This window comes from Ruegeria sp. HKCCD6604 (assembly GCF_013110635.1).
Classification (GTDB): domain Bacteria; phylum Pseudomonadota; class Alphaproteobacteria; order Rhodobacterales; family Rhodobacteraceae; genus Ruegeria.
The window spans coordinates 289,222-315,017 of sequence record NZ_WVQW01000002.1; the positions used below are offsets into that span (position 1 = coordinate 289,222).

The 25,796-nt window shown below is 59.2% G+C and carries 27 protein-coding genes; 15 read left to right on the forward strand and 12 right to left on the reverse strand.

Features of this window, described 5'->3' with window-relative positions; translation table 11 throughout:
* Positions 1 to 5 precede the first annotated feature (5 nt).
* Positions 6 to 1,004, reverse strand: coding sequence for an asparaginase (locus tag GS614_RS09465; RefSeq protein WP_171205235.1), 999 nt, complete (start codon positions 1,002 to 1,004; stop codon positions 6 to 8).
* A 179-nt stretch (positions 1,005 to 1,183) separates the two neighbouring features.
* Here GS614_RS09465 and GS614_RS09470 point away from each other — a divergent pair, with 179 nt between their 5' ends.
* From GS614_RS09470 to GS614_RS09485, 4 genes are all read left to right on the forward strand, one after another.
* Positions 1,184 to 1,720 carry an invasion associated locus B family protein gene (locus GS614_RS09470; RefSeq protein WP_171119964.1) on the forward strand — a complete coding sequence of 179 codons (537 nt, stop codon included), beginning with the start codon at positions 1,184 to 1,186 and terminating at the stop codon, positions 1,718 to 1,720.
* Between the two features lie 142 nt (positions 1,721 to 1,862).
* The gene (locus GS614_RS09475; protein WP_171119963.1) at positions 1,863 to 2,033 is read left to right on the forward strand and encodes a hypothetical protein; all 171 of its coding nucleotides are present in this window, start codon (positions 1,863 to 1,865) and stop codon (positions 2,031 to 2,033) included.
* Between the two features lie 117 nt (positions 2,034 to 2,150).
* Positions 2,151 to 3,338 (forward strand): 23S rRNA (adenine(2503)-C(2))-methyltransferase RlmN, encoded by a 1,188-nt coding sequence (gene rlmN / locus GS614_RS09480; protein WP_171119962.1) that lies wholly within the window; start codon positions 2,151 to 2,153, stop codon positions 3,336 to 3,338.
* Between the two features lie 285 nt (positions 3,339 to 3,623).
* Positions 3,624 to 4,241: a cytochrome P460 family protein gene (locus tag GS614_RS09485; RefSeq protein WP_171119961.1), complete on the forward strand. Its 618-nt coding sequence runs from the start codon at positions 3,624 to 3,626 to the stop codon at positions 4,239 to 4,241.
* Positions 4,242 to 4,247: 6 nt separating this feature from the next.
* On the opposite strand, the gene GS614_RS09490 is transcribed toward GS614_RS09485, so the two are convergent.
* The 3 genes from GS614_RS09490 to GS614_RS09500 form a co-directional block, all read right to left on the reverse strand.
* Positions 4,248 to 5,909 (reverse strand): U32 family peptidase, encoded by a 1,662-nt coding sequence (locus GS614_RS09490; protein ID WP_171726106.1) that lies wholly within the window; start codon positions 5,907 to 5,909, stop codon positions 4,248 to 4,250.
* A gap of 63 nt (positions 5,910 to 5,972) precedes the next feature.
* Positions 5,973 to 6,311, reverse strand: a complete 339-nt coding sequence (locus GS614_RS09495) for a hypothetical protein (protein WP_170345537.1) — start codon at positions 6,309 to 6,311, stop codon at positions 5,973 to 5,975.
* Positions 6,308 to 7,228 carry a DnaJ C-terminal domain-containing protein gene (locus GS614_RS09500; protein WP_171726107.1) on the reverse strand — a complete coding sequence of 307 codons (921 nt, stop codon included), beginning with the start codon at positions 7,226 to 7,228 and terminating at the stop codon, positions 6,308 to 6,310. The genes GS614_RS09495 and GS614_RS09500 overlap by 4 nt, the downstream gene beginning before the upstream one ends.
* 160 nt (positions 7,229 to 7,388) lie before the next feature.
* Here GS614_RS09500 and GS614_RS09505 point away from each other — a divergent pair, with 160 nt between their 5' ends.
* A complete protein-coding gene (locus tag GS614_RS09505) occupies positions 7,389 to 7,772 on the forward strand; it encodes a hypothetical protein (RefSeq protein WP_152459320.1) in 384 nt (127 codons plus the stop codon).
* On the opposite strand, the gene GS614_RS09510 is transcribed toward GS614_RS09505, so the two are convergent.
* Complete coding sequence (locus GS614_RS09510; protein WP_171726108.1) at positions 7,773 to 8,870, reverse strand: cystathionine gamma-lyase; 1,098 nt, start codon at positions 8,868 to 8,870, stop codon at positions 7,773 to 7,775.
* Positions 8,871 to 8,873: 3 nt separating this feature from the next.
* The gene (locus GS614_RS09515) at positions 8,874 to 9,716 is read right to left on the reverse strand and encodes a TIGR00730 family Rossman fold protein (protein ID WP_152459318.1); all 843 of its coding nucleotides are present in this window, start codon (positions 9,714 to 9,716) and stop codon (positions 8,874 to 8,876) included.
* Positions 9,717 to 9,795: 79 nt separating this feature from the next.
* Between GS614_RS09515 and GS614_RS09520 the strand changes: the two genes are divergently transcribed.
* From GS614_RS09520 to dapD, 3 genes are all read left to right on the forward strand, one after another.
* The gene (locus GS614_RS09520) at positions 9,796 to 10,707 is read left to right on the forward strand and encodes a threonine/serine dehydratase (protein WP_171119957.1); all 912 of its coding nucleotides are present in this window, start codon (positions 9,796 to 9,798) and stop codon (positions 10,705 to 10,707) included.
* Positions 10,708 to 10,751: 44 nt separating this feature from the next.
* Positions 10,752 to 11,351, forward strand: a complete 600-nt coding sequence (locus GS614_RS09525) for a GntR family transcriptional regulator (RefSeq protein ID WP_171205242.1) — start codon at positions 10,752 to 10,754, stop codon at positions 11,349 to 11,351.
* A 107-nt stretch (positions 11,352 to 11,458) separates the two neighbouring features.
* Entirely contained in the window at positions 11,459 to 12,286 is an 828-nt protein-coding gene (gene dapD, locus GS614_RS09530) for a 2,3,4,5-tetrahydropyridine-2,6-dicarboxylate N-succinyltransferase (RefSeq protein ID WP_171119955.1), read from the forward strand.
* A 139-nt stretch (positions 12,287 to 12,425) separates the two neighbouring features.
* On the opposite strand, the gene GS614_RS09535 is transcribed toward dapD, so the two are convergent.
* Entirely contained in the window at positions 12,426 to 13,073 is a 648-nt protein-coding gene (locus GS614_RS09535) for a hypothetical protein (RefSeq protein ID WP_171726109.1), read from the reverse strand.
* Between the two features lie 337 nt (positions 13,074 to 13,410).
* Here GS614_RS09535 and GS614_RS09540 point away from each other — a divergent pair, with 337 nt between their 5' ends.
* Complete coding sequence (locus GS614_RS09540; RefSeq protein ID WP_171726110.1) at positions 13,411 to 13,755, forward strand: hypothetical protein; 345 nt, start codon at positions 13,411 to 13,413, stop codon at positions 13,753 to 13,755.
* On the opposite strand, the gene GS614_RS09545 is transcribed toward GS614_RS09540, so the two are convergent.
* On the reverse strand, positions 13,752 to 14,810 hold the full coding sequence (locus GS614_RS09545) for a transporter substrate-binding domain-containing protein (protein ID WP_171119953.1): 1,059 nt from the start codon (positions 14,808 to 14,810) through the stop codon (positions 13,752 to 13,754). The two genes, GS614_RS09540 and GS614_RS09545, sit on opposite strands and share 4 nt — an antisense overlap.
* A 210-nt stretch (positions 14,811 to 15,020) precedes the next feature.
* Between GS614_RS09545 and dapE the strand changes: the two genes are divergently transcribed.
* From dapE to rnr, 3 genes are read left to right on the forward strand one after another with little or no spacing between them, the layout of a single operon-like run.
* Positions 15,021 to 16,160 carry a succinyl-diaminopimelate desuccinylase gene (gene dapE / locus GS614_RS09550; protein ID WP_171726111.1) on the forward strand — a complete coding sequence of 380 codons (1,140 nt, stop codon included), beginning with the start codon at positions 15,021 to 15,023 and terminating at the stop codon, positions 16,158 to 16,160.
* Positions 16,161 to 16,163: 3 nt separating this feature from the next.
* Positions 16,164 to 16,739 (forward strand): TIGR04282 family arsenosugar biosynthesis glycosyltransferase, encoded by a 576-nt coding sequence (locus GS614_RS09555; protein WP_171119951.1) that lies wholly within the window; start codon positions 16,164 to 16,166, stop codon positions 16,737 to 16,739.
* Between the two features lie 47 nt (positions 16,740 to 16,786).
* Positions 16,787 to 19,045 (forward strand): ribonuclease R, encoded by a 2,259-nt coding sequence (rnr, locus tag GS614_RS09560; RefSeq protein WP_171726112.1) that lies wholly within the window; start codon positions 16,787 to 16,789, stop codon positions 19,043 to 19,045.
* Here rnr and GS614_RS09565 read toward each other — a convergent pair.
* The gene (locus GS614_RS09565) at positions 19,036 to 19,422 is read right to left on the reverse strand and encodes a DUF1801 domain-containing protein (protein ID WP_171726113.1); all 387 of its coding nucleotides are present in this window, start codon (positions 19,420 to 19,422) and stop codon (positions 19,036 to 19,038) included. The two genes, rnr and GS614_RS09565, sit on opposite strands and share 10 nt — an antisense overlap.
* The gene (locus tag GS614_RS09570; protein WP_171726114.1) at positions 19,419 to 20,117 is read right to left on the reverse strand and encodes a glutathione S-transferase family protein; all 699 of its coding nucleotides are present in this window, start codon (positions 20,115 to 20,117) and stop codon (positions 19,419 to 19,421) included. Before GS614_RS09570 ends, GS614_RS09565 begins: the two co-directional genes overlap by 4 nt.
* Before the next feature lie 85 nt (positions 20,118 to 20,202).
* Here GS614_RS09570 and GS614_RS09575 point away from each other — a divergent pair, with 85 nt between their 5' ends.
* Complete coding sequence (locus tag GS614_RS09575; protein WP_171726115.1) at positions 20,203 to 20,916, forward strand: YafY family protein; 714 nt, start codon at positions 20,203 to 20,205, stop codon at positions 20,914 to 20,916.
* A gap of 62 nt (positions 20,917 to 20,978) precedes the next feature.
* Positions 20,979 to 22,295 carry a lytic murein transglycosylase gene (locus GS614_RS09580; RefSeq protein WP_171726116.1) on the forward strand — a complete coding sequence of 439 codons (1,317 nt, stop codon included), beginning with the start codon at positions 20,979 to 20,981 and terminating at the stop codon, positions 22,293 to 22,295.
* A gap of 54 nt (positions 22,296 to 22,349) precedes the next feature.
* Here the strand turns inward: GS614_RS09580 and GS614_RS09585 are convergent, their stop codons facing one another.
* Together GS614_RS09585 and GS614_RS09590 are read right to left on the reverse strand one after the other, a co-directional pair.
* Positions 22,350 to 23,747, reverse strand: a complete 1,398-nt coding sequence (locus GS614_RS09585) for an aspartate aminotransferase family protein (RefSeq protein WP_171726117.1) — start codon at positions 23,745 to 23,747, stop codon at positions 22,350 to 22,352.
* 77 nt (positions 23,748 to 23,824) lie between these two features.
* Entirely contained in the window at positions 23,825 to 24,508 is a 684-nt protein-coding gene (locus GS614_RS09590; RefSeq protein WP_171119944.1) for a GntR family transcriptional regulator, read from the reverse strand.
* A gap of 140 nt (positions 24,509 to 24,648) precedes the next feature.
* Between GS614_RS09590 and GS614_RS09595 the strand changes: the two genes are divergently transcribed.
* A complete protein-coding gene (locus GS614_RS09595) occupies positions 24,649 to 25,734 on the forward strand; it encodes a polyamine ABC transporter substrate-binding protein (protein ID WP_171726118.1) in 1,086 nt (361 codons plus the stop codon).
* Positions 25,735 to 25,796: the final 62 nt, after the last annotated feature.

A 25,796-nucleotide genomic window follows, 5' to 3' on the forward strand; every position in this document is an offset into this window, starting at 1 on the left:
GGGCCTTAGTCGGGGAAACCCGTCGCAGGCTTGATCACGCCGCATTCCAGCCCGCGACGGCTGTATTGCGTGGCGTTCATGAATTTGCGGGTGGCCGGGTGTTCGGCCTCCAGCACGCCAAGGCTGACAAGAATGGCGGCAATCGCGCATTCACTGGCGCGGGTGGTGCCATCGGTGATCTTCAGCGCAACGCCCATGCGTTTTTCCGGAATGATGGCCACGAACACGGCCTCGGCCCCGGTTTTGATGGCCACACGTCCGTTCATCGCGAGCATCAGTTCGGTGCAGGCCCGGTTCTCACCGGCAACAAGTTCCGGGTGTTTGACCATCGCGGCCACCAGCTGCATCGCTGCATCGCTGGAACGGTCGGACCGGTCTGCGGCTGAAGCAAACCACGCCATCGAACGTGCCAAACCGAAAAGCGATGTGGCGAAATTCGGGGCGGAACAGCCATCGATGCCGTATGCCGGGCTGGTCTCGCCCGTTGTTTCTTCGACGGCAGACAGGCAGGCTTGTTGCACCGGATGATCAATTTCAAGGTATTCCGGCCCGGCGCCCATATGCTGTGCCAGAGTCAGAAAGCCGCAATGCTTGCCTGAACAATTGTTGTGGATCTGGCAAGGCGTGTCGTCCGCCAAAATCAGCCGGTCGCGCGCGGCGGTGTCGGCGGGCTCCTGTGGGCCGCACCGCAGATCGTGCTCGTTCAACCCCAGATGGTCCAGCCACGCCGTCACGCGATCTGTATGGATCGCCGCCCCGTTATGCGAGGCGCAGGCCAACGCGAGGTGTTCGCTGGTCAGCCCGTATTTCGCCGCCGCCCCTGATGTGACCAGCGGAAGCGCTTGAATCATCTTGGCGGATGACCGCGGATATATGACGGATTGCGGGTCGCCCCAACTGCGCACGATCTGGCCCGTGTCATCGCAAATAACCGCATGACCCAGATGCAGACTTTCCAGCAGAGGGCCGCGCCAAAGTTCTGTCATGGGTACGGGCTGCGTCATCTGGACCTCCGAAATTTATGCGCAAAATTCTGCCAATCGCCCTTTCGCCTGTGGCGAAATCTGCGTTAGTGTGTGTATGTCGGCAATCATCGGAAGACGCAAACGAATAGACGAACTGGCAGGGTTCGCAGACGTGTCCGATGGGTATGAGGTAAGGGTCGAGCTAGGAGGCTGGACAAATGGGATCAATGCTCGTTCGCACAATAGCGGGCCTGTGTGTGGCAGGCATCGCAGCAACATCTGCAATCGCCCAACAGGCGACAAGCACCAACCGCGTTGCTGCAAAAACGGATTGGAGCGTTTTTGTCGAAGACGATCCCACCGAATGCTGGAGCGTCTCGGCACCCAAGGAAACCGTAAACACCCGCGGTGGACGTGTGGTTTCCGTACGGCGCAGCGATATCCTGCTGTTTGTGTTCTATCGCCCGAATGCCGAGGTGAAAGGCCAATTGACCTTTACCGGCGGCTACCCGTTTGCCGCGGGTTCGACGGTGAACCTGAATGTGGACGGGACCGAGTTCGAACTGTTCACAGAAGGCGAATGGGCCTGGGCCGCATCGGATGCGGATGATGCCAAGATCATCACCGCCCTGAAGCGCGGAACCGAGGCTGTTCTGACCGCCCGGTCCGAGCGCGGTACGCAGACGAAAGACACCTTCTCGCTGCTGGGCTTTACCGCAGCGATTGAAGACGCTGAGAAGCGCTGCACCAACTGATCTTGTCGCGTCGAGTGTTGAAAAGGCCCCGCCTCGTAGCGGGGCTTTTGACGTCTGGTCATCTGCCAGTTTTGATCCGTATCAAAGTTTCGCACTCGGCAATGTGAACTAAGTGGTTCAGCCACCTAGAGAGGACATCGTGATGAAACAGAAAACTTGGATCACTCTGGTTCTTGCCGCATCCGTCGCCGTGCTGAGCGCTTGCGAGAAGAACGCTGATTCCTATCCGATATCGGGCGAGCAATGTGGCCCGGAAGATCCGGTTCAGACCCTGGACGCCAGTGATTGCTACACACCGCCGCCGGTAAACTGATCAAAAAGGCCCGGCATGTGCATCGTGCCGGGCCTGCCAGCTTAGGAAACCTTTTGATCTTTGCACAGGTTCCTATATAGAGGCGCATCCCAAGCCCGATTCCTTTGAGATACGCCAATGTCGCCCAAAGCGCCGATCACCCAAGACGTCATGACCATCCCGCGCAAACTGCTCGACGGGAAGATCAACCTTGTCGGCCTTACGCGCGACAGGTTGCGCGACACCTTGATTGAACACGGCACGCCCGAGAAACAGGCCAAGATGCGCACCGGCCAGATCTGGCAGTGGATCTATCAATGGGGTGTACGCGATTTTGCCCAGATGACCAATCTCGCCAAAGCCTATCGCGCACAACTGGCCGAGCATTTCGTGATCGAAATCCCCGAAGTGGTGACGCGTCAGGTGTCCGAGGATGGTACCCGAAAGTATCTGTGCCGCATCGCCGGCGGGCATGAGGTCGAGGTGGTCTATATCCCCGAAGAAGATCGCGGAACCCTGTGCATCTCGTCTCAGGTGGGCTGTACGCTGACCTGTTCGTTCTGTCACACCGGAACCCAAAAACTTGTACGAAACCTGACATCCGCAGAAATCGTCGGCCAGATCATGATGGCGCGCGACGATCTTGAAGAATGGCCAACCCCCGGCGCACCCAAGGACGAAACTCGCCTGCTGTCGAACATCGTTCTGATGGGCATGGGCGAGCCGCTTTACAATTTCGAAAACGTCCGCGACGCGATGAAAATCGCCATGGACCCCGAGGGCATTTCTCTGTCACGCCGGCGGATTACCCTGTCGACCTCGGGCGTGGTGCCCGAGATCGCGCGCACGGCCGAGGAAATCGGGTGCCTGCTGGCGATCTCGTTCCACGCCACCACCGATGAAACCCGCGACGTTCTGGTGCCAATCAACAAACGTTGGAATATCGAGGAACTGCTGACAGCTTTGGCCAGCTATCCCAATGCTTCGAATTCCGAACGGATCACGTTTGAATATGTGATGCTGGATGGTGTGAATGACAGTGACGAAGATGCGCATCGTCTGATCGATCACATCAAGCGACACAACATTCCGGCCAAGATCAACCTGATCCCGTTCAACGAATGGCCCGGCGCACCGTACAAGCGCAGCTCGAACAACCGCATCCGCGCCTTCGCCAACATCATCTATCAGGCCGGCTATGCCTCGCCCATCCGCAAGACACGCGGTGAGGACATCATGGCGGCTTGCGGTCAGTTGAAGTCGGCGACCGAGCGGGCGCGCAAATCACGCAAACAAATCGAGGCCGAAACGGGTCTGAGCCGATAGGGTTTGGTCCATCTCGGCTTGGCTTGATCGGATCGCGCCTTAAGTGTTTTCTGGCTCTGTCTGCACGTCACAATTGTTTTGTTCAAACTTAATGTTTCAGATGCTGAAACCACATGCATAATTTGCTATATTTCTCGAGCCCGTCGCTGAATTTGCCTCTTCAATTCGATGCACAAGCCGGTGAGGTGTCCGGGTCAGAGATGGCGAGTTATTGCGATTCCGCTAGACTGTTCCAAGTGGTGCAGAAAGCGCTCAGGTGAACTGAATTTCAGGTGGGCCACGATTATGAATGCAAGTTCTTTTTCGATCATCCGTTTTGGTGCCGCTGCGCTTGCTATCGTCTCGGGTTCAGGCTTGGCCTTTGCTGACGGCCAGGACGCTCATATCGCAATCGAAAACCCTGCCGAGTTGAGCAAACAAGAGGCTTTGGAACACTACCGATCCCTCAATCGCCGCATGGCGCGTGGCTACGCCGTGGCGCAACTGGACCTAATCCTCAACTACCAAAGCTGGCCGCTTTTCAACGATGCGCCCTATATTTCGGCAACCCACGGGCAAAGGTATGTGAACAGCTATGCCAATCGCATGGCGCATAACTACGCGACGTTGCAGGAAGGTGAAGAACTTCCCATGGGGTCGGTTCTTGCCAAGGACAGCATGACCGTGACGGATGAAGGTCACGTGCATCCCGGTGCTATGTTCGTAATGGAGAAACTGGCAGAAGATGCCAGCCCGGACACGGCGGATTGGCGTTACATCATGGTCTTGCCGGACGGCTCGGTCTTTGGGGACACTATGGGCGACCGCGCCGGTGCCGTGGCCTATTGCCATGTCTGCCACGAACAGGTGGCAGATCGGGACTATACGTTTTACGTGCCGGAAGAGTATCGAACACGCGACTGAGCCGGCTCAGGCTTGTTGCGCGCCCGGCAGCTTCAGTTCCGTCGCCTCGCGGCGGCTGAGTTGTTCGCCTTGTTTGCGCTTTGACAGAACTTCACGGGCCAGCGCGTATTTGTCGTCCTGCCAGAAAATCAAGCAGCCGTTGCAACCTTTGCCACAGCAACCCTCGGTGCCGATGCGGTTGGTTTTGAAACGGCGTTCGGTGCCGTCTTCGCCGATCTTTTCAACCAAGGCGTCGCGACGGCGGGCATAGGCGCCAGGGTTGTCACGGCCCGAGGTTTCCAAACCCTGCAACAGCTTGTCAAAGCGGATGCGGCTCCAGTGTTCGTCGGTCAGGGCGCGTTCCTTGCGCAGAACGGAATAGACGGGGAACCGGGCGCGCAGATCGTCGATATCCTCGTGGTCGAACAGGGTGAAGGGCAGGCGGATCACTGTTTTGGTGCTGCCATGCACCACGTCCATCCGCGCACCATCGGATGCGCGTTCGAAATCATAAACCCGCAGCAGAACCGTCTCGCGCGAGATGGGCGAGACGAAATCCAGCACATCGCCCGGTTCCAGCTTGTTCTTTACCTCGACCAGAAAGGCATCCTCGGTCACTTCGGTGACGATCCCGGCATATTCCCACTGCGCGATGGACGCCGTGTGCTCGTAATCATGGGCGTAGTTGGTCAGCCGCCCCTCGTGGAAGGCCAGCGTGTAGCCGCGGTTTCCCACAGTCTCCAACTCGCGCATATAGGGTTTCGGGTCCCAGTTCTGGGGGTCGGCATAGTAATCGTCGATGGCCATGCGATAGGCCCGCGCGACGATGGCGGCGTAGTATTCCGACTTGCCGCGCCCCTCGACCTTGAGGCTGTCGACACCGATCTTCAGGTATTCGTCCAGCTTGGGCATGATGCACAGATCGCGCGAATTGAGGATGTAGGAACCGCGGTCGTCTTCCTCGATCGGCATCAGATCACCGGGGCGGCAGCCTTCTTCCAGCAGGAATTCGAACAGGTCGGCGTTTTCCTTGGTAATGCGCAACTCCTGATGGGTGCCATCCTTCAGGCGCAGTTTCAGCGCATAGTTCCAGCGGCAGGAATTGGCGCAGTTGCCCTGGTTCGCGCCGCGTTCCGCCATGAAGTTCGACAGCAGGCAACGGCCCGAATAGGTCATGCACATGGCCCCGTGGACGAAGGCCTCGAGCTTGATGTCGGGGCATTTTTCGCGGATCTCCACCAGTTCTGGGTAGGAAACCTCGCGTGCCAGAACCACCAGTTCCGCGCCCTGATCCTGCCAGAACTTCACCGACAGCCACGAACAGATATTGGCCTGGGTCGAGATATGCAGCGGCAGTTCCGGCGCGCGGTCCCGCACGTACTGGAACACGCCGGGGTCGGCGATGATCAACCCGTCCGGCTGCACTTTGCGGACCGTGTCGATATATTCGTCCAGCTTCGGGATGTCCTTGTTGTGCGAGAACAGGTTCAGCGTCAGATAGGCGCGCCGGCCATGGCTGTGGCAGAACTCGACCCCTTCGATCACCTCTTCCAGCGAGAACTCGGATTTTGTGCGCAGCGACATATCGGGCGTGCCCAGATACACCGCATCCGCCCCGTACAGGACAGCGAGTTTAAGCTTGCGCAGATTGCCCGCAGGCATCAGCAATTCAGATCTGGACTGGGTCATGGCGCCACCTGTCAAAGGATCAAGCCGGCCTTCTAATCCAAATGTTTCGAGTCCAAAACCCCGTTATCTGCGACGGAATCGCGCTGTACCGATGACCTTGACCAGTTGCTGCCGCACAGGTTCGGGCTGCGCCTCGATCGCGTTCAGAACTTCGCGCAGTTCGGCCCGCAGCCCATGCAACTGGTCGATCAGTGAGATCATCATCGACAGCGCATCCGCCTCCATGTCGTACTGTTCGTGCAACTCACAGGCCAGTTCCAGACGGGCGACGTCGATGTTTTGATAAACCAGCCCTTGATCCGACTGTTCTGGAATCACGATTTCCGCCGCCAGGTATTCGGTCAGGCGGTCCGAGGTCAGGCGGGTGACCGTTTCGATCAGTTCCTTTTCGGTCAGGGTCATGACGGCATTCCTTTCCGCGGATCGTAGCTGTGTGTTTTGCGCCAGGTCTCCATGAACTGTTTCAGATCGTCATCGATTTTGTTGGGCATCGAGACGGTCAGTTCGATCAACTGATCCCCACGCTCGGACGAGCCGCGTTTTTTGACACCCTTGCCCCGCAATCGCAGGGTTTTACCACTGCTGGTGCCCGCCGGTACGCTGACATTCACGCCGCCATCAATCGTAGGGGCGGGGACTTTGCCGCCCAGAATCGCCTCATCAATGCTGATGGGCAGCGTGATGTGGATGTCGTCGCCCTGACGATCAAACACCGGATGACTGGCGACCGAAACAGTTACCAGAGCGTCGCCAGGAGGGCCTTCGCCATATCCCGGGGCCCCTTTGCCCCGCAGGCGGATGGTTTGGCCGTCGGTAATACCTGCAGGGATTTTGACTTCGATCCGGTCGCCGTCTGGCAAGGTCAGTTTCTGGCTGGCACCGAACACGGCATCCAGAAAGCTGATCTGCAGCGAATAGTTCAGGTTGTGCCCCGGCGCGTGAAACTCATGGCCGCGCTGGCCGCCAAAACCGCCACGGCCCCTCATGAACTCGGCGAAGATGTCGGACATGTCGTCCGGGTCTGCCTGACGTCCGCGATAGGGGTTTCCAGCGGCTTCAGCATATTCACGGTAGTACTGTTGTTGCGGACGTTCCTGCCCCGAGGCGTCGATCTCACCATTGTCATACCGGGCACGGGTTTCCGGGTCTTTCAGCAGATCGTATGCGGCGGCGGCGGCTTTGAACTTTGCCTCAGCCTCGGCATCGCCGGGCTTCAGGTCCGGATGGCAATCCTTGGCGATACGCCGGTAGGCTTTTTTGATATCGGCTGTACTGGCGTCCTTCGAGACACCAAGAACGGTGTAGGGGTCGTCGCTCATATCACTCTCTCAGGTCAAGGACGGGTCTGATCAGGATGAAGGTGTTCTACCATGCGATTTCAACGGGTAAAACGAAAGAGGCGATTGAATTGTTTCGTAAAATCCCGAAGACCTGATAGTATCTGCATATTTATAATTGTCGAATGACGGAGACCGCCGCATGTCACGCAGAATAAAATCCGCCCTGGCCCTGCTGGCCGGGAATGCCATTGGGTTGTTGCTTGCCGCGCTGATATTGTCGGGATTTGCGATCAAGCCGATCTCGTTCATCGTGGTGGTGATAGTCTTCACCGTCGTACAAGTTGTCGCTGAACCCCTGATCCTGAAACTGGGCGAAAAGAAAGCGCCCGCCCTTAAAGGTGGGATCGCCCTGATCGTGACCTTCGTGGGCCTTTTCGTGACCGACCTGATTGCAGCCGGGCTGACCGTTGGCGGGGTTTCAAACCTGCTTGCGGCAACATTGCTGGTCTGGCTGGGGGCGTTGATCGCCAGCGTGGTACTGCCGATCTACGTGTTCAAAGAACTGCGTGAACCCAAAAAGTAATCACACGACGTTCAGGCTGGTTTCGATAGCGTGCCACAGTTCTTCCACGGGCTCGCATCCGACGGACAGGCGGATAAAGGCCGGATCAACGTCGTCGCCCCAGCGCGCGCGCCGCTCGGCCGAGCTGTGGACGCCCCCGAATGACGTGGCCGGGCGCAGAAGCGGGCAATTGTTAATGAAGGCTTCGGCCTGTTCTTCGCTGTTCAGCGTCAGGGACAGAAGAAAGCCGAAACGTGTGGTCTGTTCTTGCGCCAGTTTATGCGACGGGTCGTTGGCCAGCCCGGGATAGCGCACATGTTTCACTGCGGGATGTGCCGCCAGGCGTTCGGCCAATACTTCGGCCGAGCTGCACATCCGGTCGAACCGAACGTCCAGCGTTTCAAGGCCGCGATGCAGCAGCCATGCTTCATGTGGCCCCGGTATCGAGCCAGAGACTTTCCGCCATTCCCCGACCCGTTCCATGATGTCGCCGTTGCGGCTGGCCACATGACCCATCAGCATGTCGGAATGCCCGCCCATCGCCTTGGTATCGGACGAGACGACCACGTCGATGCCCAGATCAAGAGGACGCTGACCCAGCGGAGTCATCGTCGTATTGTCGGCAATGGTTATGCCCCCGGCAGCGCGCACCCGATCCGCCACCTCGGTCAGATCGATCATGTCCAACCCCGGATTCGAAGGGCTTTCGGCAAAGACCACATCGAACCCGTCAAAACCGCCTTCGGCAAAGGCGATGGTGGGGCGTTCTTCAACGATCACACCCAGCCGCGACAGGAAACGATCGGCCAAAAGGCGCGTCACGTAATAGCCGTCGGAGGGGATCAGCAGGCGTGATCCGGCCTTTACGGTGGCAAACAGTGCCGCGGAAATCGCCGCCATGCCCGAGGGAAAGCCGAGGCAGGGCGCGTCTTCCAAATGCGACAGAACATGCTCCAGATGCACCCAGGTCGGGTTGTCCACCCGACCGTAACTCGCCTGCCCGTCCGGGGTGCCCGGCAGGTGGTACATGCTGCTTTGGGTCAGTGGCAGCGCTACGGGTTCGCCCTTGCTCAGGGCATTTCCACGCAGATGCAGCATCTCTCCGGTCTTGGGCGCCATGGTTCAGCGCCCCGGAATTTCGTCGCGGGGCGGGGCGGGCTCCCAGTTTTCGATGATCTCGACCGCTTCCTGCGCCGTGTCCACAAAGCGGAACAGATCAAGATCCTCGTCCGAGATGGTTCCGGCATCGGCCAGCGCTTTCCAGTTGATGACCTTTTCCCAGAATTCGCGACCAAACAGCAGGAAGGGCACGCGGTCCATCCGGCCGGTCTGAATCAGGGTCAGGGATTCGAACAGCTCGTCCATGGTTCCGAAACCGCCGGGGAAAATCGTGATGGCGCGGGCGCGCATCAGGAAGTGCATCTTGCGGATGGCGAAATAGTGGAAGTTGAAGCTGAGATCCGGCGTCACATAAAGGTTCGGGGCCTGTTCGTGCGGCAGAACGATATTCAACCCGATAGAACATCCGCCCGCATCCTGTGCCCCACGGTTGCCTGCCTCCATCACACCGGGACCGCCGCCCGTGACAATCACGTTTTCACGGCAGCCGGTCTCGTTCGATTTCACGGTCATCAGCCGCGCAAACTCGCGCGCCTCGTCATAATAGGCCGACAGACCAGCCAGCGTTTCCGTTCGTGCGGTGTGTTTCTGCGATGGTTCAGGGATGCGCGCGCCGCCGAACATCACGATGGTCGAGGTGATCTCGCGCTCGCTCATGATCATCTCGGGTTTCAACAATTCCAGTTGCAGACGTACCGGGCGCAGCTCGTCCCGGCACAGGAATTCGTCATCGGCAAAGGCAAGGCGATAGGCGGACGATCGCGTTTGCGGCGTGTCCGGCACTTCGCTCGCGGTCGAGCGATCTGTCTGCGCATCGCGAAACGGATTGTGGCGGTCTTCTCTCATGGGTGATCGATCCCTGCTTGCGTGTTTTCCAAACAGCTATAGGGTTCGCGGGCAGAGTGCCAGTCACGGAAAGACAAGAATGAATTGGAAGAGCGAAATATCAGCGGCGCGGGATCGTATCGCCGGACATACGCAGGTGACGCCGGTGATCGAGAGTCGAATTCCGGGCCATCCCATTGAGCTGAAGCTGGAGCACATGCAACACACGGGCAGTTTCAAGGCGCGCGGTGCGTTCAATACGTTGCTGAGCCTCGACGTACCCGATGCGGGTGTCGTGGCTGCATCCGGCGGCAATCATGGTGCAGCGGCGGCCTTTGCGGCGCAGGCGCTTGGATATACGGCCAAGATTTTCGTGCCCGAACTGGCGGGGCCATCCAAGATTGCATTGATCCGGCAAACCGGAGCGGATCTGAGCGTTGTGCCCGGCGAATACGCCAATGCGCTGACACAGGCGCAGGCGCATGAAGCGGAAACCGGAGCGATGCAGATTCACGCCTATGATGCGCCGGCTACCGTGGCGGGGCAGGGGACCTGCTTTGCGGAATGGGATGCGCAGGGTCTACAGGCAGATACGGTTCTGGTCGCCGTGGGCGGGGGTGGGCTGATCGCCGGGGCGTTGGCCTGGTTTGACGGAGCGCGCAAGGTCGTGGCGGTCGAACCCAAGACCTCTTGCGCATTGAATGCGGCGTTGCAGGCCGGTGAACCGGTGGATGTTTCCGTATCCGGGATCGCGGCAAACGCGCTGGGCGCGCGCCGGATCGGGCAGATCTGTTTCGACCTGGCACAGGGGATGACGTCGGTCCTGGTGTCGGATGATGCCATCGCGGCGGCGCAGAAGATGCTGTGGCAGGCGCATCGTATTCTGGTGGAGCCGGCGGGCGCCACGGCGTTGGCAGCCTTGACCTCGGGCGTGTATCGGCCCGAACCAGGCGAGCGCGTGGCCGTTCTGGTGTGCGGCGCGAATATCGCGCCGGACCCGCTTGCGGGGTGAATTATCTGGTTGAGGATAGCTGCCGTAGATTTTATCTATAATTTATGACCGCTACGATCTCGGACACGATTTATCAGAACCTCAGCCAGCAAATCATAACCGGAGAGCTGGGCGCCGGGGAAAAGCTGCGGCAGGATCATATTGCGCGCACCTTTGACACCAGCCATGTTCCAGTGCGGGAAGCCCTGTTGCGGCTTGAGGCGCATGGATTGGCCCGGCACGAGCCACGCCGGGGCATGCGGGTCACGGCGCTGGACCCGGCAGAGGTGCGAGAGGTCATCGAAATGCGCGTGGCGTTGGAAACACTGGCGTTGCAGCAATCGGTTCAGAACATGTCTCCGGTCGCATTGGACAAGATCGATCGCGCACGCATCGCCTGTGACGAGGCGCAGACGATGCCCCAATGGGAGGCGTTGAACAGAGCATTCCATCGCGCCATCCTGACACCTTGCGGGTTGCCCCGTCTGTTGCACACCATCGACGATCTACATATCGCAAGCGCACGCCACTTGTTTGCGCACTGGCGGTCGAAATGGGTGCAACAAACTGACAAGGATCACGCCGCACTTGTTCAGGCGCTCAGGCGGAAGGACCTGAGCACGGCAAAAGGTATTCTGACCCGACATATACGCCGCGCCAGCTGAATAGCGCCTTTCAGACGCAAAACGGCCCGTGTTCGTCGCATTGCGCCATTGGCCCGGCTTGCGTATAGGCCAAACCAACATGAACAGATTCTGTAGGGAGACGCCCCATGTCCAACGCGCAACTGGAAGCCGCCATCGAAGCCGCCTGGGAGGCACGCGACACGATCACACCCGCCACGGCAGGTGAACAACGCGAAGCGATCGAAGACACGCTGAATGCGCTGGACAGCGGGTCTCTGCGTGTTGCCGAAAAGCTGGAAAACGGTGACTGGCACGTGAACCAGTGGGCCAAAAAGGCGGTTCTGCTGGGCTTTCGCATCAAGGACATGGAAATTCAGACTGGCGGTCCGCAGGACGGCGGCTGGTGGGACAAGGTGGACAGCAAGTTCGCTGGTTGGGGTGAAGATCAATGGCGCTCGGCTGGATTCCGTGCGGTTCCCAACTGCGTTGTGCGCAAGTCGGCCTATATCGCGCCGGGCGTGGTGCTGATGCCATCCTTCGTCAACCTTGGTGCCTATGTGGATGAAGGCACCATGGTCGACACCTGGGCGACCGTCGGCTCATGCGCGCAGATCGGCAAAAACGTCCACCTGTCGGGCGGTGTGGGTATCGGCGGCGTGCTGGAGCCGATGCAGGCCGGCCCGACCATCATCGAGGACAACTGCTTTATCGGCGCGCGCTCCGAGGTGGTCGAGGGCTGCATCGTCCGCGAAGGCTCGGTTCTGGGGATGGGCGTGTTCATCGGCAAATCCACCAAGATCGTGGATCGGGAAACCGGCGAAGTGACATATGGCGAAGTCCCGCCCTATTCGGTGGTCGTCGCGGGTTCGATGCCGTCAAAGAACAACATCAGCCTGTATTGCGCGGTGATCGTGAAGCGGGTGGATGAAAAGACCCGGTCGAAAACCGGCATCAACGAATTGCTGCGGGACTGATCGCCCCGGTTGTACAGAAAGGCCGGAGCTGACCCGCTCCGGCCTTTCCAGTTTTTGGGGTGTTACGCGTATGTGACCGAACCTTGGTCAGAGCCGGTCCTGAGATTGTGTCCAGGCTCGGACGAACGCTCTGTGTGGATCAGCGATTTTCACCCTGCATAGCGTCAACTTCTGAGCTTCCTGCGTTGGTTTCCGTGCCTTCGCTTTCGTTGTCGCCGCCGCCTTCGTTTTCTCCACCACTCTCGTTATCGCCGCCGCCTTCGTTATCGCCTTCGCTTTCGTTGTCGCCGCCGCCTTCGTTTTCTCCACCACTCTCGTTATCGCCGCCGCCTTCGTTATCACCTTCGCTTTCGTTGTCGCCGCCGCCTTCGTTTTCTCCACCACTCTCGTTATCGCCGCCGCCTTCGTTATCGCCTTCGCTTTCGTTGTCGCCGCCGCCTTCGTTTTCTCCACCACTCTCGTTATCGCCGCCGCCTTCGTTATCACCGCCGCTTTCGCTGTCGCCGCCGCCTTCGTTATCGCCGCCGCTTTCGCTGTCGCCGCCGCCTTCGTTATCGCCGCCGCTTTCGCTGTCGCCGCCGCCTTCGTTATCGCCGCCGCCTTCGTTATCGCCGCCGCCTTCGTTGTCGCCACCGCTCTCGCTATCGCTACCGCCTTCGCTTTCACCGCCGCCGTCTTGGGCGTAAGCTGCACTTGGCGTCACAAAAGACAGCACGGCGACAGCAGGTACTCCGGAAAGCACAATCACACTTGCAGTTGTCATCATTAACTTGGACAGAACACTCATTTTAATTCTCCTGTAAAAAATGACTTACGCAGTGGCTGCATCTTAGAGTTGGCTTCTCTTCACCGTTGTGAAAGGCAGGAAACGCGTCGAACTCAGCAGGAAATGGCCAAAATTGAGGCCAAAATGTGGCAGAAATGTGCCCGATTCAACTCAGGGAATGGAGATGAAACGCTGCTCAATTTTTGGGCGAAAACGGGAAAAGGGCTTTGCTGAGTCGCATTTCTGCAAGTCCTCAGTGCCTATGGGCGGGGCAAGGGGCTGCGTAAGATCCCATACTTAAAGCTAGGATCGATGGAAGCAGTTGACCCTTCAAAACGCCGCGCGTAATGCAGGGCCCATGGAAAAGCGCAAGAAGCCCTCACGTCAGCAAGTCTATACCCTTCTGGTCCAGATCGGCCGTAAGGATGGCGACGGGCTGCCCGACGGTGCGACCGGGGCGGCACTGATCTGCTACGCCAGTGGCGTGGACGAAGCCGAAGCCGTGCGCGAGACGGTGGCTATTCTGAAGCAGGCCGACACCGCGCCTTTGGATGTCGCCGGGTACGGGACCTTGGCCGAGCGTGAGGCACAGGGACATGAAATCGAACCTGACGAACGTGCCCTGATGCAGCGTGCTCTGGATGAAAACGCCGTGATCGTCGCGCAGATGACACCGTTCTTCGGAGACGAGGCGCAGGCCTAGTTCCGCATACCGAACCACTTGCGATAGATTTCGTCATAAGTTCCGTCTTCACGCAATGACAGCAGAGCCTGGTTGACATCCTCGACCAGAGGCGACCCGGTCGGGAAAGCGATGCCATAGTTCTCGCGCAGGAAAACGCCGCCTGTCATCGACGCCGTTCGCCGGCCTTCATGGGCCGCATAGTAGGACAGGATTGGCGCGTCGAATACGACGGCATCCAGTTGTTTGGACTGGAACGCATCCAGCATCTGCTCCAGCCCGGGATAGCCGGTGAATTCAATATCACGCCGGTTCAGAAAACTTGCTGCGGTCGAGTCTGTGATTGTCCCGACACTTTTGCCATAAAGGTCATTCACCGAATTCACGCTGCCTGTGATCGCATCCACGGTCATGACCGAGGTGATGCGGGCCGTGAAAACGGACACGATGAACAGTGACGAAACAACCAGAACGACACCCAGAAGCCGGCCGAACGGCGTGCGCGGCATCCTCTCTTCGAACCCGCCGTTCACGACGAGGTTCAGCGCCCACCAGAACGAGGGAAACCATGCCTCGTTCAGCTTGCGATCGAAATAGGGTTGAGCACTACGCTCAAAGCTCCACATCAACATGCCGCCGCCCAACAGAATGGCGAAGGCCAGGCCGATGGCGATAAACAACTCTTTTGAGAGCAGCGCATGCAGCAGCGAAGGCTGGCGCGCGGCTTCCGATGGCACCATGATCTGTAGGCCCGCCTCAAAGATCGGCTGGCTGAAGTCCATTTGCGTTTCCCGCAGCGCAGTGATCGAGATATTGGCGACTGCAAGATCGGCGGACCCATTCTGAACCGCCTCCAGCATATCCGAGAATGAATCGACCCGATTGATGGAATAGTCCCAGTTCAGCGCCTCTGATAGCGCGGCGAGAAGATCCATTGAAAAGCCGGTTTCCGCACCGTCTTCGACATAGGAAAACGGGGGGCGGGTCACCGTCGTAACCGTTAGAGACTGTGCCATGCTCTGCTGCGCTAGGACGGCGAAAGTCAGGCAGATCAGTGCGTAGAATGCGCGCTTCATTTTCATTCACCTGTTTCGCGGCCCTGTAACGCGATTGTGCAGCGGGCGGCAAGATGGTCGCCGGGTAAACCGCCATGATTTGTTAGGGTGTCGCTTTGATATCTGCACATTTGGTCGCAACGATATTTTTGCGAATTGGGGTTGGAAAACCGGCCAATTCGTTGAATCTGTGCGCGAACCCGCGAAAGATACAGTTCCAGAGGCCATTGCATGACCGACCCCGTCCAATTGACAGCCGATCTGATCCGTTGCCCATCGGTCACACCTGCCGAGGGTGGCGCGCTGGTTCTGCTGGGATCGGTGCTGGCGGATGCGGGGTTTGAATGCACGCGTGTCGACCGTGGTGGCGTCAGCAACCTGTTCGCACGATGGGGTCAAAAAGGCCATCCGCGCAGTTTCGGGTTCAACGGCCATACTGATGTTGTGCCGGTCGGCGACGAGGCCGCGTGGACGATGCCACCTTTCGGGGCCGAAATACGCGATGGTGTGATGTATGGGCGTGGGGCAACGGATATGAAATCCGGCGTTGCGGCGTTTGCGGCGGCGGCAATCGATTTCGTGCGCGACACCCCACCGGACGGAGCCATCATCCTGACGATCACCGGCGACGAGGAAGGCGACGCGCTAGATGGCACGACCGCCTTGCTGGATTACATGGACGGCGCGAATGAACATATGTCTGTCTGTCTGGTGGGTGAGCCCACCTGCCCGAACAAGATGGGCGAAATGATGAAGATCGGCCGTCGCGGGTCGATGACCGCATGGTTTACGATCACCGGTGTTCAGGGGCATTCGGCTTATCCGCATCGTGCCAAAAACCCTTTGCCAGCCATGGCGCGGCTGATGGATCGGCTGGCGGGGCACGAACTGGACCAGGGCACGGACCACTTCGATGCGTCGACATTGGCAGTGGTGACAATCGACACCGGGAATGCGGCCACCAACGTAATCCCGGCGCAGTGCAAGGGAACGGTGAATATTCGTTTCAATGATCTGCATTCCGGGGCCAGCCTGAGTGACTGGCTGAAGACGGAAGCAGATGAGGTGGCCGCTCAGTTCGGCGTTGAAATAGATGTCACAATCAAGATTTCAGGCGAAAGCTTTCTGACCCCGCCGGGGCCCTTGTCGGATCTGGTGGCCAAAGCGGTAGAGGCGGAAACAGGCGCATCGCCCGAGCTTTCGACGACCGGTGGTACGTCGGATGCGCGTTTCATCAAGAACCATTGCCCGGTTGTAGAGTTCGGTCTGGTCGGTCGCACGATGCATCAGGTCGACGAATGCGTCGAGGTGGCCCAGATCCAGCAACTCAAATCGATTTATACTCGTATCCTGACCGACTATTTCGCCTGATCCATGCAGCGCACATTGGTGATCATGGTGAAGGAACCTCAACCGGGCCGCGTCAAAACACGGCTTGGACGAGAAATCGGCATGGTCGCGGCGGCGTGGTGGTTTCGACACCAGACCCGGTCCTTGATCCGGCGGCTGCGAGATCCCCGTTGGCGAATCGTTTTGGCCGTCTCACCCGATCAGCAGGGTCTGAACAGCCGGGTATGGCCTGCGGACCTGCCGCGCGCCGCGCAGGGGCGTGGGGACCTGGGGGATCGCATGGGGCGGATGCTGCGCGGGATGCCCAAGGGGCCGGTTTGTCTGATCGGTGCGGATATTCCGGGCATTTCGCGCCGCCATATTGCCCGTGCTTTCGACGCATTGGGGCGTTCTCAGATGGTGTTTGGGCCAGCACCGGATGGTGGCTATTGGCTGGTCGGCGCGCAACGATATGCAGCCTTGCCGGCAAGTCTGTTCCAAAACGTGCGCTGGTCGACAGAACACGCATTGGCTGACACGCTGGCCTCGATTTCTGGCGGTCGGGTGTCATTGCTTGATCAGCTGCGCGATGTGGATACGGTTGCCGATCTTGAACCCTGAGGCTTTTTGGTCATGACGCGGTCGCAAACGCGTGCTAGGCCGGACGTATGACTCGCATCCCTACCAAGCAGGAGGTCCTGGACTGGATCTCGGCGAACCCCACCCTGACCTCAAAACGCGATATCGCCAAAGCCTTTGGCATCAAGGGCGCGGATCGGATTGATCTGAAACGTATCCTCAAAGAGCTTGAGGCCGAAGGCCATCTTGAGAAGCGCAAGCGCAGTTACCGCGACCCGGATCGCCTGCCGCCGGTCAGCGTGTTGCAGGTAAAGGCGCCGAATGCCGATGGCGACCTGTTCGCGCGGCCGCTGGAATGGCATGGCGAGGGGGTCGAGCCCATCGTTCTGATCATTGCTCGCGCCAGCGACCCGGCGCTGGGCGAAGGTGATCGCATTCTGGCTCGTCTGACCGTGGTGCATGAGGAAGATCACAATTACGAAGCCCGCCTGATCCGCCGTATCGGGACGAACGCTCGGAAAATCGTGGGTATCTTCCGCAAAGGGGCTGAAGGCGGGCGGATCGTGCCGATCGACAAGGCCGGATCGACCGAATGGCTGGTGGCCGAAGGCGCTGCGCTGAGCGCCAGGGATGGCGAACTGGTCGAGGCTGAACAAGCCGGGCCGAAAAACCGCATGGGGCTGCCACGCGCGCGTATCGTAGAACGGCTGGGCGACCCGACTGCGCCCAAGGCCGTTTCGTTGATCGCGATCCATCAGCACGGCATCCCGGATGATTTCCCCGACAAGGTGATTGCCGAGGCCGACAAAGCCAAGCCTGTCGGCCTGAAAGGCCGCGAGGATCTGCGGGATATGCCTTTGCTGACGATCGATCCCTCGGACGCGCGCGATCATGACGACGCCTGTTATGCCCATGCAGACGATGATCCCAAGAACCCTGGAGGGCACGTCATCTGGGTCGCCATTGCTGATGTCGCCGCCTATGTGCGGCCCGGCACCGCGCTGGACGGCGAGGCGCGCAAGCGCGGCAATTCCAGCTATTTCCCCGACCGCGTCGTGCCGATGCTGCCCGACCGTCTGTCGGGTGATCTGTGTTCGCTGCACGAAGGCGTGCCGCGCGCCTGTATCGCGGTGCGTATGCAGATCGACGCGGATGGCAACAAGATCGGTCACCGGTTCGTACGCGGTCTGATGCGCTCGGCCGCGTCCCTGAACTATGCCGAGGTGCAAGAGGCCATCGACGGTCATCCGAACGACCGCACTGGGCCGTTGCTGGAGCCGGTTCTGAAACCGCTTTATGCTGCATATGCCGCGCTGAAAAAGGCCCGTGCTGATCGCCAGCCGCTGGAGTTGGACCTGCCGGAGCGCAAGATCGTTCTGAACGACAAGGGCGAGGTCGAAAGCGTGGCCTTCCGCGAGCGGCTGGACGCGCACCGGCTGATCGAGGAATTCATGATCCTGGCCAACGTGGCCGCCGCCGAGACGCTGATCGCCAAGCGCAGCCCGCTGCTGTTCCGGGTGCACGAAGAACCCGCGCCCGAAAAACTGGAAAGCCTGCGCGAGACGGCGCAGGCCGCCGGGCTGAATCTGGCCAAGGGGCAGGTGCTCCAGACCCGTCACCTGAACGCGCTGCTGAATGCTGCCGCCGGTACCGAGGATGCCGAGCTGATCAATCTCAGCACCTTGCGGTCGATGGCGCAGGCCTATTACAGCCCGGAAAACTACGGCCATTTCGGGCTGGCGCTGCGCAACTACGCACATTTCACCTCACCCATCCGGCGCTATGCCGACCTGATCGTGCACCGGGCGCTGATCTCGGCCCATGGCTGGGGCAAGGACGGGCTGACCGAGGACGAAATTGCCCGGCTCGAAGAAACGGCCACGCATATTTCAGATACCGAACGCCGCTCGATGATGGCCGAGCGCGATACGACCGACCGCTATCTGGCGGCTTATCTCAGCGAACGTGTGGGCAACGAATTCACCGGGCGGATCAATGGCATTGCCCGGTTCGGGGCCTTCGTGAAAATGGACGAAACGGGCGCGGATGGCCTGGTGCCGGTGCGGTCTTTGGGGCGCGAATTCTTCCATTTTGATCGAGAGGCCGGAACGCTGATGGGCTCGGATTCCGGGCTGATCATCGCCATCGGCCAGCGGGTCACGGTGCGGCTGACCGAGGCGACACCTGTGACCGGCGGGTTGGAGCTGGAACTGCTGTCCATCGACGATCAGGCCCTGCCGCGCGGGCGCGGGCCCGCCAAGCGGTCGACGCGACGCAAGGCAGCCAGCACCAAGCGCAAGAAGGACAAGATCAAGCGCAAGGTCGAACGCAAGCGCCGTCAAAGGTGATAGGTCAGCGCCCGGGCAATCAGCCAGCCATGGCGGGTTTCATCGATCTGGCGCGGGTCATCGAACAGGATGGCCCGGTTCCCGTCAATCCGGTCCTCGCCCGGAAAGGCCGTGGTGAAATCACCGATCAATCGGCTTTGGCAGTGCACGAACAGTGCGAAATCCGAGGATTTGTGAGCCCCCAGCCGGATCGTTGATCCTTTGGGGGCAAGATAGGCGGGCTGGCCCCAGCGCAGCTCTTCTCGCAATGGATTGGCGGCGGGCAGAGACTCTGCTGTATTCAGTATCAGATCGCGAAGCGCCAGGGCCCCCGCGCGTGCTTGCGGGGGCATGGCTTCAAAGGCCGAGGCGACCGAAGGGTCATCAAAAGGTTTCATGCAATCGGTATCGCCTGTTCCATCCGGTCTACGTAACTGTTCAACAGATTATCCTGTTTGATCCTGCGGGTCAGTGGGGTATCGGCAGGCGTTGCGCGCATGGCGCCGAGCATCGGGCCGACGCTCATATCTGCTGAAGTCGGTTGATCCGCCAGCAGGAAGCGGGATTGCCACAGATGGGCCGAGATCGCCTCGAGATCGCGTTCGACCCGGTCCATGCGCTCGGGCAACGAGAACCGGCCGATCCCTTGTGACGTGATTCCTTTCAGAACGGATTTTCGGATCGCATTGGACGCCGGCTTTCGGATCAGAGCCGGAATTCCAGTGAAAAAGGTTTCGCGAAGGATCGGCCAGACCTCGTCATTGCCCCAGCGGTCCAGAACGATGTGGAAATACAGATGCTCTTCGGCCATTCGTACCAGCGCGCGGGATTGCGCTTTTTCCACATCCGAAAGCCCCTGATCGAACTCCGCCCCCTTCTGTTCCAGCCAATCGCGGATCAGATCGCTGTCTGGTATCAACCGCTCTGGCGTGCGCAGCACTGGCAGTTTTTGATGCGGCATCCTGCGCGGGTCAAGCATGTCCGAACGCTGCCAGACCTGACCGGAGTGCTGAAGCATCAAGGCTGTCTTGACGCAGAACGGGCTGGCGCTGAACAGGCCGAAGGCGGAAGGATAGGTGAGAAGGGTCAGCATCGCATGGCTCCGTGTTTTTGACGTGCCGGATGAGTAAACCGGCCTGATGACAGTTTTTGTCATTAGGGATAGGCTAGGGTTCATCATGTCCCGCACCGCCCGATTGTTCCAACTGATGCAAGCTCTGCGTTCTGGCCCATCGCCCAGAACGTCTGAACAACTGGCGCAGGATCTGGGAGTTTCTGCCAGGACGATACACAGGGATATTGACGCGCTGCGTGGTCTGGGGGCCGTTATTGACGGTGAGGCAGGGTTTGGGTTCACTCTGATCGAAGATGCGACATTGCCGCCATTGGGTTTCACCGATGACGAGCTTGAGGCCCTGGTTCTTGGCCTGCGCGAAGTTCAGGTGATTGGTGATCCGGCCTTGTCAGATGCAGCCAGCGCCGCCCTGCGGAAATTGCAGGGGCGATTGCCACAGCGACAGTCCCATCGGCTGAGCCACGCGGTTCTGGCGGCAACGCGGTTCAATCGCCCGCCCGCGCCGACCATCGACGTGGCCATTTTGCGGCAGGCGACGTGGGACGAACGCGCGGTCGAGTTCTCGTATACGGACGCAAAAGGCGATGCCACACATAGACGGGTCAACCCGCTGAGCATCGTCTATATGGATCGATCAAATGTGTTGCTCGGCTGGTGCCACCTGAGACAGGATTTTCGCGTCTTCCGGTTGGATCGCATGCAGGACATGTCCGTGACAGATCAAAGCTTTAGACCGAGCCGGGTGCCCATGCTGCGCGAAGTTTTGGCGCAAATCCGCGCAGCGCGCGCAGCGCAAGAACGCGATGAGGGTGCCTGAGACTTTGTGATTCGCCGATTTTGCGCTACGCTGAGGTCGAGCAGTAATCAGGAAAAATCGGAATGCAAAAATGCGTAGGCGGCGTCATGACCGTCGCATTGTGGGCATCCATGGTGCAGGCGGACATATCGGAAAAAACGACTTGGCCAGACAGTGCAGTGCCCGGCGAAACGATACAGCTGGCCTCGGCGGATGTGGCGGTTTCGATCCGTCCGGTCCCGCGCCCGGCGGTTGAGGCTTTGCGGGTGTCCGCGGCCGTGACCGCACGGTTTCAGGCCTGGCTCGGCGCGTTTCAGGAGCGCGCGAAGCAGCAGGGTATATCGGAAAGAACATTGAACAGGGTGTTCTCGGACATGATCTTTGACGAGGACATCCTGAAACGAGACCGCAATCAGGCTGAATTTTCGAAACCGATCTGGGAGTATCTGGATTCCGCCGTCTCGGACACGCGCGTTTCCAATGGTCGTGCCGCGATGCAACGACATCGGCAGGTGTTTCAGCAAATCGAGGCGGAATATGGCGTTGAAAAGGAAGTGGTCGCGGCAATCTGGGGGCTGGAAACATCATTCGGCTCTTATCGTGGCAGCAACCGGACGCTGAGTTCTTTGGCGACACTGGCCTTTGATGCACGGCGGGCGCAGTTCTTTGAAACGCAGTTGATCGCCGCCCTGAGGATCGTGCAGGCAGGCGATGTCAGCGCCAAAAACATGCTGGGCAGTTGGGCAGGCGCGATGGGGCACACGCAGTTCATGCCAACCTCGTATCTGGATCACGCGGTTGATTTCGATGGCGATGGTCGGCGTGACATCTGGTCGGATGATCCGACGGATGCGCTGGCCTCGGCCGCGTCCTATCTGGCGCGGCACGGATGGAAAAAGGGGCAACCCTGGGGCGTCGAGGTGCGCTTGCCCGAAGGGTTCGACTATGCCACCGCCAAACGGGACTACACCCTGCTGCCGTCAGATTGGGCGGCGCGTGGCGTGGTGGGGCGTGACGGCAAACCTGTCCCGGATCACGGGCAAGCCGCAATCCTTTTGCCCGCCGGGGGGCAGGGTGTGGCGCTGATGATTTTCGACAATTTCAGCGTGATCGAGGCCTACAACGGCGCCGACGCTTATGTGATCGGTATCGGGCACCTGTCCGACCGGCTTGCGGGTGGCGCACCGTTTCAGTCCGACTGGCCCCGAGGTGAACGGGCGCTGAGCTTCACCGAGAAGAAAGAGCTGCAAACCCGCCTGACCGATGCGGGGTTCGATACAAAGGGTATCGACGGGCGCACCGGGCCGAACACCATCAATGCGGTTCGCGCCTACCAACTGGCGCAGGGTTTGGTGCCGGACGGCTATCCAACTGCGACACTTTTGGAGCGGCTGCGGTGAACGACAAGAGGCGACCCAGACGGGCCGCCCCTTTGTAGAAGCCTTTTTCTGAACTCAGGATGCGGCTTTCATCAGCCCCTGAGCGATGATTTCCGCCTGTGCTTCGTCCAGAGATTTGTAAATCCGCACGAACATCTCGTCGATATCCGCCGGGGTCAGGATCAGCGGCGGCGAGATGATCATACGGTCGCCCACGTGGCGCATGATCAGATTGTTGGCAAAGCAACGGTCACGGCAGATATAACCGATCGTGCCGGGCTCGGACGCGAACTTGGCGCGGCTGGCTTTGTCGGGTGTCAGAGCGATGGAGGCCATCATTCCGACAATCTTCGCCTCACCCACCAGCGGGTGATCGGCCAGCGCCTCCCATTTCTCTTTCAGATAGGGGGCGGCAACATCGCGCACATGCTCGACGATCTTCTCTTCTTCCAAAATGCGCAGGTTCTCAAGCGCCACGGCGGCGGCGACGGGGTGGCCGGAATAGGTGTACCCGTGGTTGAATTCCGTCCCGCCAATCACTTCGGCGATCTCGTCATTCACGATGGACCCGCCGATCGGCGCATAGCCCGAGCTGAGCCCCTTGGCGATGGTCATGATATGCGGTTTGATGCCCACGGTTTGCGATCCGAACCAGTTGCCGGTTCGGCCGAACCCACAGATCACCTCGTCTGCAATCAACAGGATATCGTATTTGTCGCAGATGCGCTGAATTTCCGGCCAGTAGGTATCGGGCGCCACGATCACGCCGCCTGCACCCTGAACCGGCTCGGCGATGAAGGCCGCGACACGGTCCTCGCCCAGCTCCTGTATGGCCTCTTCCAGCTCGCGCGCGCGGGCCAGGCCGAAGTCCTCGGGCGACATGTCGCCACCTTCGGCCCACCAGTTGGGTTGTTTGATGTGGTGAATGTTCGGGATCGGAATGCCGCCCTGCGCGTGCATGCCTGCCATACCGCCCAGCGAAGCCGACCCGACGGAAGACCCGTGATACGCGTTTTTCCTGCTGATGATGATATTTTTGTCCGGCTGCCCCTTCTCGGCCCAGTATGTGCGCACGAGGCGGATATTGGTGTCGTTTGCCTCGGACCCGCCAGCTGCGAAAAAGACATGGTTCAGATCACCTGGTGCCAGTTCGGCGATTTTGGCCGCCAGTGCGATTGCCGGCACATGGGTCGTCTTGAAGAAGGTGTTGTAGTAGGGCAGTTCGCGCATCTGACGCGCCGCGACATCGGCCAGCTCATCGCGGCCATAACCGATATTGACGCACCAAAGACCTGCCATTGCGTCCAGGATTTCCTCACCTTCGCTGTCGGTCAGGTAAACCCCGCTGGCGCGTGTAATCACGCGGGCCCCTTCCTGCCCCAGCGCACCATTGGCCGAGAAAGGATGGATGTGATGCGCCGCATCCAGCGCCTGCAATTCGGCGGTCGGCATATGGTTGGTTATGGTGGACATCGGAGAATCTCCTACAAGAACGCGGTTGCGGATCACAATATGATCAAATTCATCGCTGTCAATCGAATCAGGCTGAGTTAAGCGGAAGTCAGGGCGTCCGACATCAATTCCATGCCTTGTTCGATGTCCTGAGCCGTTGCCTTTGCCGCTTTTTCGGCGTCGCCTTCGCGCAACGCGGAAATTATATCCTTGTGTCGATCCGGCAGGCTTTGAGTCCCGAATCGACCACACACGACACGCAGCGAAGGGCCGAACCGCAACCAAAGCCTTTCGGCGAGATCACTGAGAATCGGTGCGTTTGCATGAGAGTACAGCGTTTCGTGAAACGCCTGGTTCAGACGCAGATATCCGCCTACGTCCCCGTCGGCGATCATACGGTCCAAATGCGTATCGAGTCGCTCGAGATGATCGATGTCCTCGGCCTGCAAATTCGACGTCGCGCGCCTTGAAAGCTCTGATTCTATTGAGGTTCTGGCAAAGATCATTTCCTGGATATCGCCCGGGGACAGCAGCGGCACGCTTACGCGCCGATTGCCCTGGAACACCAATGCCCCGTCCGAGATCAACCGGCGGATGGCTTCGCGCACCGGTGTCATGCCAACACCCAGCGAATCAGTCAGGCCCTGGATCGTGACAGGTTGGCCCGGAACCAATTCGCCGAACAGGATCTGTGATCTGAGCGTTTGATAAACCTGCTCATGCGCGGGCTGTTTCCCTTTGTCGTTTGTCGACGCAGATGCCTTATTTTTGATCAAATCCAATTGGTTCTTCCCATTTCGACTAACCCTGACTTGTCAGGTGACAGACCTCGTGAAACCATACGCTGGATCGAGGAAAAACGCAAAACTTGATCAAATCCAAAAAAACGGGAAAATAGCCGTACACTTGCAGGGAGAAGAATATGACAATCAAAACGCTGACCATGACAGCGGTCATCGCATTGGGGACTTCGGCGGCATTCGCCGAAGAGGTGCGTGTTTACAACTGGTCCGACTATATCGACGAAGATTTGCTGAGCAAATTCGAGGAAGAAACCGGTCTGACCCTGATTTACGATGTGTTCGACAGCAATGAGGTTCTGGAAACCAAGATGCTGGCCGGTGGTTCGGGATACGATGTGGTGGTGCCGTCGGGCACATTCCTGCAACGTCAGATTCAGGCGGGCGCATTTCAGGAACTGGACATGGCCAAGTTGCCGAATGCGGTAAATCTGTGGGACGTGATTCAGGAGCGTACCGCAGGGTATGATCCGAACAATGCCTACTCGATCAACTACATGTGGGGAACGACGGGCATCGGTGTGAACGTCGACAAGGTCAAGGAAGTCTTGGGTGACGACGTGGCCTTGAACAGCATGGATTTGGTTCTGAAGCCGGAGAATATGGAAAAGCTGGCCTCGTGTGGCGTTCACTTCCTTGATGCGCCAGCCGAAATGATACCGATGACCTTGCAGTACATCGGTGAAGACCCCGACAGCCATGACCCGGAAGTGATCAAGAAGGTCGAAGACGTTCTGACAAGCGTTCGCCCCTACATCCAGAAGTTTCACAGTTCGGAATACATCAACGCGCTGGCCAATGGCGATATTTGCGTAGCCGTGGGTTGGTCCGGTGATATTTTGCAGGCGCGGGACCGCGCGGCCGAAGCCGACAACGGTGTGAACATCGAATACCACCCGTTCGCAGAAGGGTCGTTGATGTGGTTCGACCAGATGGCAATTCCCGCCGACGCGCCGAATCCGGAAGGTGCGCACAAATTCCTGAATTTCATTCTGGATGCCAACAACATGGCTGCTGCGTCCAACTACGTGTACTACGCCAACGGCAACAAGGCGTCTCAGGAATTTCTTGAGGAAGACGTGATCGGCGATCCGGCAATTTATCCGGATGAAGCCACGATGCAGAACCTGTACATCACGACTCCGTACCCCGCGAAGACACAGCGGGTCGTGACCCGTCTTTGGACCAAGATCAAGTCAGGCACCTGATCCGGTCAAAAGCGCGGGGCGGTCTGGCGATCGCCCCGCCGCACTATTGTCCAAACTGACCA

What these genes read in the sequence shown, in the direction of transcription:
- GS614_RS09515 (WP_152459318.1), bottom strand. Translation starts at nt 9,716, where the DNA reads ATGAGAGAAGACCGCCACAATCCGTTTCGCGATGCGCAGACAGATCGC.
- GS614_RS09575 (WP_171726115.1), top strand. Translation starts at nt 20,203, where the DNA reads ATGTCCCGCACCGCCCGATTGTTCCAACTGATGCAAGCTCTGCGTTCT.
- GS614_RS09470 (WP_171119964.1), top strand. Translation starts at nt 1,184, where the DNA reads ATGGGATCAATGCTCGTTCGCACAATAGCGGGCCTGTGTGTGGCAGGC.
- rlmN (WP_171119962.1), top strand. Translation starts at nt 2,151, where the DNA reads ATGTCGCCCAAAGCGCCGATCACCCAAGACGTCATGACCATCCCGCGC.
- GS614_RS09540 (WP_171726110.1), top strand. Translation starts at nt 13,411, where the DNA reads ATGGAAAAGCGCAAGAAGCCCTCACGTCAGCAAGTCTATACCCTTCTG.
- GS614_RS09495 (WP_170345537.1), bottom strand. Translation starts at nt 6,311, where the DNA reads ATGACCCTGACCGAAAAGGAACTGATCGAAACGGTCACCCGCCTGACC.
- GS614_RS09465 (WP_171205235.1), bottom strand. Translation starts at nt 1,004, where the DNA reads ATGACGCAGCCCGTACCCATGACAGAACTTTGGCGCGGCCCTCTGCTG.
- GS614_RS09565 (WP_171726113.1), bottom strand. Translation starts at nt 19,422, where the DNA reads ATGAAACCTTTTGATGACCCTTCGGTCGCCTCGGCCTTTGAAGCCATG.
- GS614_RS09510 (WP_171726108.1), bottom strand. Translation starts at nt 8,870, where the DNA reads ATGGCGCCCAAGACCGGAGAGATGCTGCATCTGCGTGGAAATGCCCTG.
- GS614_RS09545 (WP_171119953.1), bottom strand. Translation starts at nt 14,810, where the DNA reads ATGAAGCGCGCATTCTACGCACTGATCTGCCTGACTTTCGCCGTCCTA.
- GS614_RS09555 (WP_171119951.1), top strand. Translation starts at nt 16,164, where the DNA reads ATGCAGCGCACATTGGTGATCATGGTGAAGGAACCTCAACCGGGCCGC.
- rnr (WP_171726112.1), top strand. Translation starts at nt 16,787, where the DNA reads ATGACTCGCATCCCTACCAAGCAGGAGGTCCTGGACTGGATCTCGGCG.
- GS614_RS09535 (WP_171726109.1), bottom strand. Translation starts at nt 13,073, where the DNA reads ATGAGTGTTCTGTCCAAGTTAATGATGACAACTGCAAGTGTGATTGTG.
- GS614_RS09525 (WP_171205242.1), top strand. Translation starts at nt 10,752, where the DNA reads ATGACCGCTACGATCTCGGACACGATTTATCAGAACCTCAGCCAGCAA.
- dapD (WP_171119955.1), top strand. Translation starts at nt 11,459, where the DNA reads ATGTCCAACGCGCAACTGGAAGCCGCCATCGAAGCCGCCTGGGAGGCA.
- GS614_RS09475 (WP_171119963.1), top strand. Translation starts at nt 1,863, where the DNA reads ATGAAACAGAAAACTTGGATCACTCTGGTTCTTGCCGCATCCGTCGCC.
- GS614_RS09500 (WP_171726107.1), bottom strand. Translation starts at nt 7,228, where the DNA reads ATGAGCGACGACCCCTACACCGTTCTTGGTGTCTCGAAGGACGCCAGT.
- GS614_RS09595 (WP_171726118.1), top strand. Translation starts at nt 24,649, where the DNA reads ATGACAATCAAAACGCTGACCATGACAGCGGTCATCGCATTGGGGACT.
- GS614_RS09585 (WP_171726117.1), bottom strand. Translation starts at nt 23,747, where the DNA reads ATGTCCACCATAACCAACCATATGCCGACCGCCGAATTGCAGGCGCTG.
- GS614_RS09520 (WP_171119957.1), top strand. Translation starts at nt 9,796, where the DNA reads ATGAATTGGAAGAGCGAAATATCAGCGGCGCGGGATCGTATCGCCGGA.
- GS614_RS09505 (WP_152459320.1), top strand. Translation starts at nt 7,389, where the DNA reads ATGTCACGCAGAATAAAATCCGCCCTGGCCCTGCTGGCCGGGAATGCC.
- GS614_RS09570 (WP_171726114.1), bottom strand. Translation starts at nt 20,117, where the DNA reads ATGCTGACCCTTCTCACCTATCCTTCCGCCTTCGGCCTGTTCAGCGCC.
- GS614_RS09490 (WP_171726106.1), bottom strand. Translation starts at nt 5,909, where the DNA reads ATGACCCAGTCCAGATCTGAATTGCTGATGCCTGCGGGCAATCTGCGC.
- GS614_RS09580 (WP_171726116.1), top strand. Translation starts at nt 20,979, where the DNA reads ATGCAAAAATGCGTAGGCGGCGTCATGACCGTCGCATTGTGGGCATCC.
- dapE (WP_171726111.1), top strand. Translation starts at nt 15,021, where the DNA reads ATGACCGACCCCGTCCAATTGACAGCCGATCTGATCCGTTGCCCATCG.
- GS614_RS09485 (WP_171119961.1), top strand. Translation starts at nt 3,624, where the DNA reads ATGAATGCAAGTTCTTTTTCGATCATCCGTTTTGGTGCCGCTGCGCTT.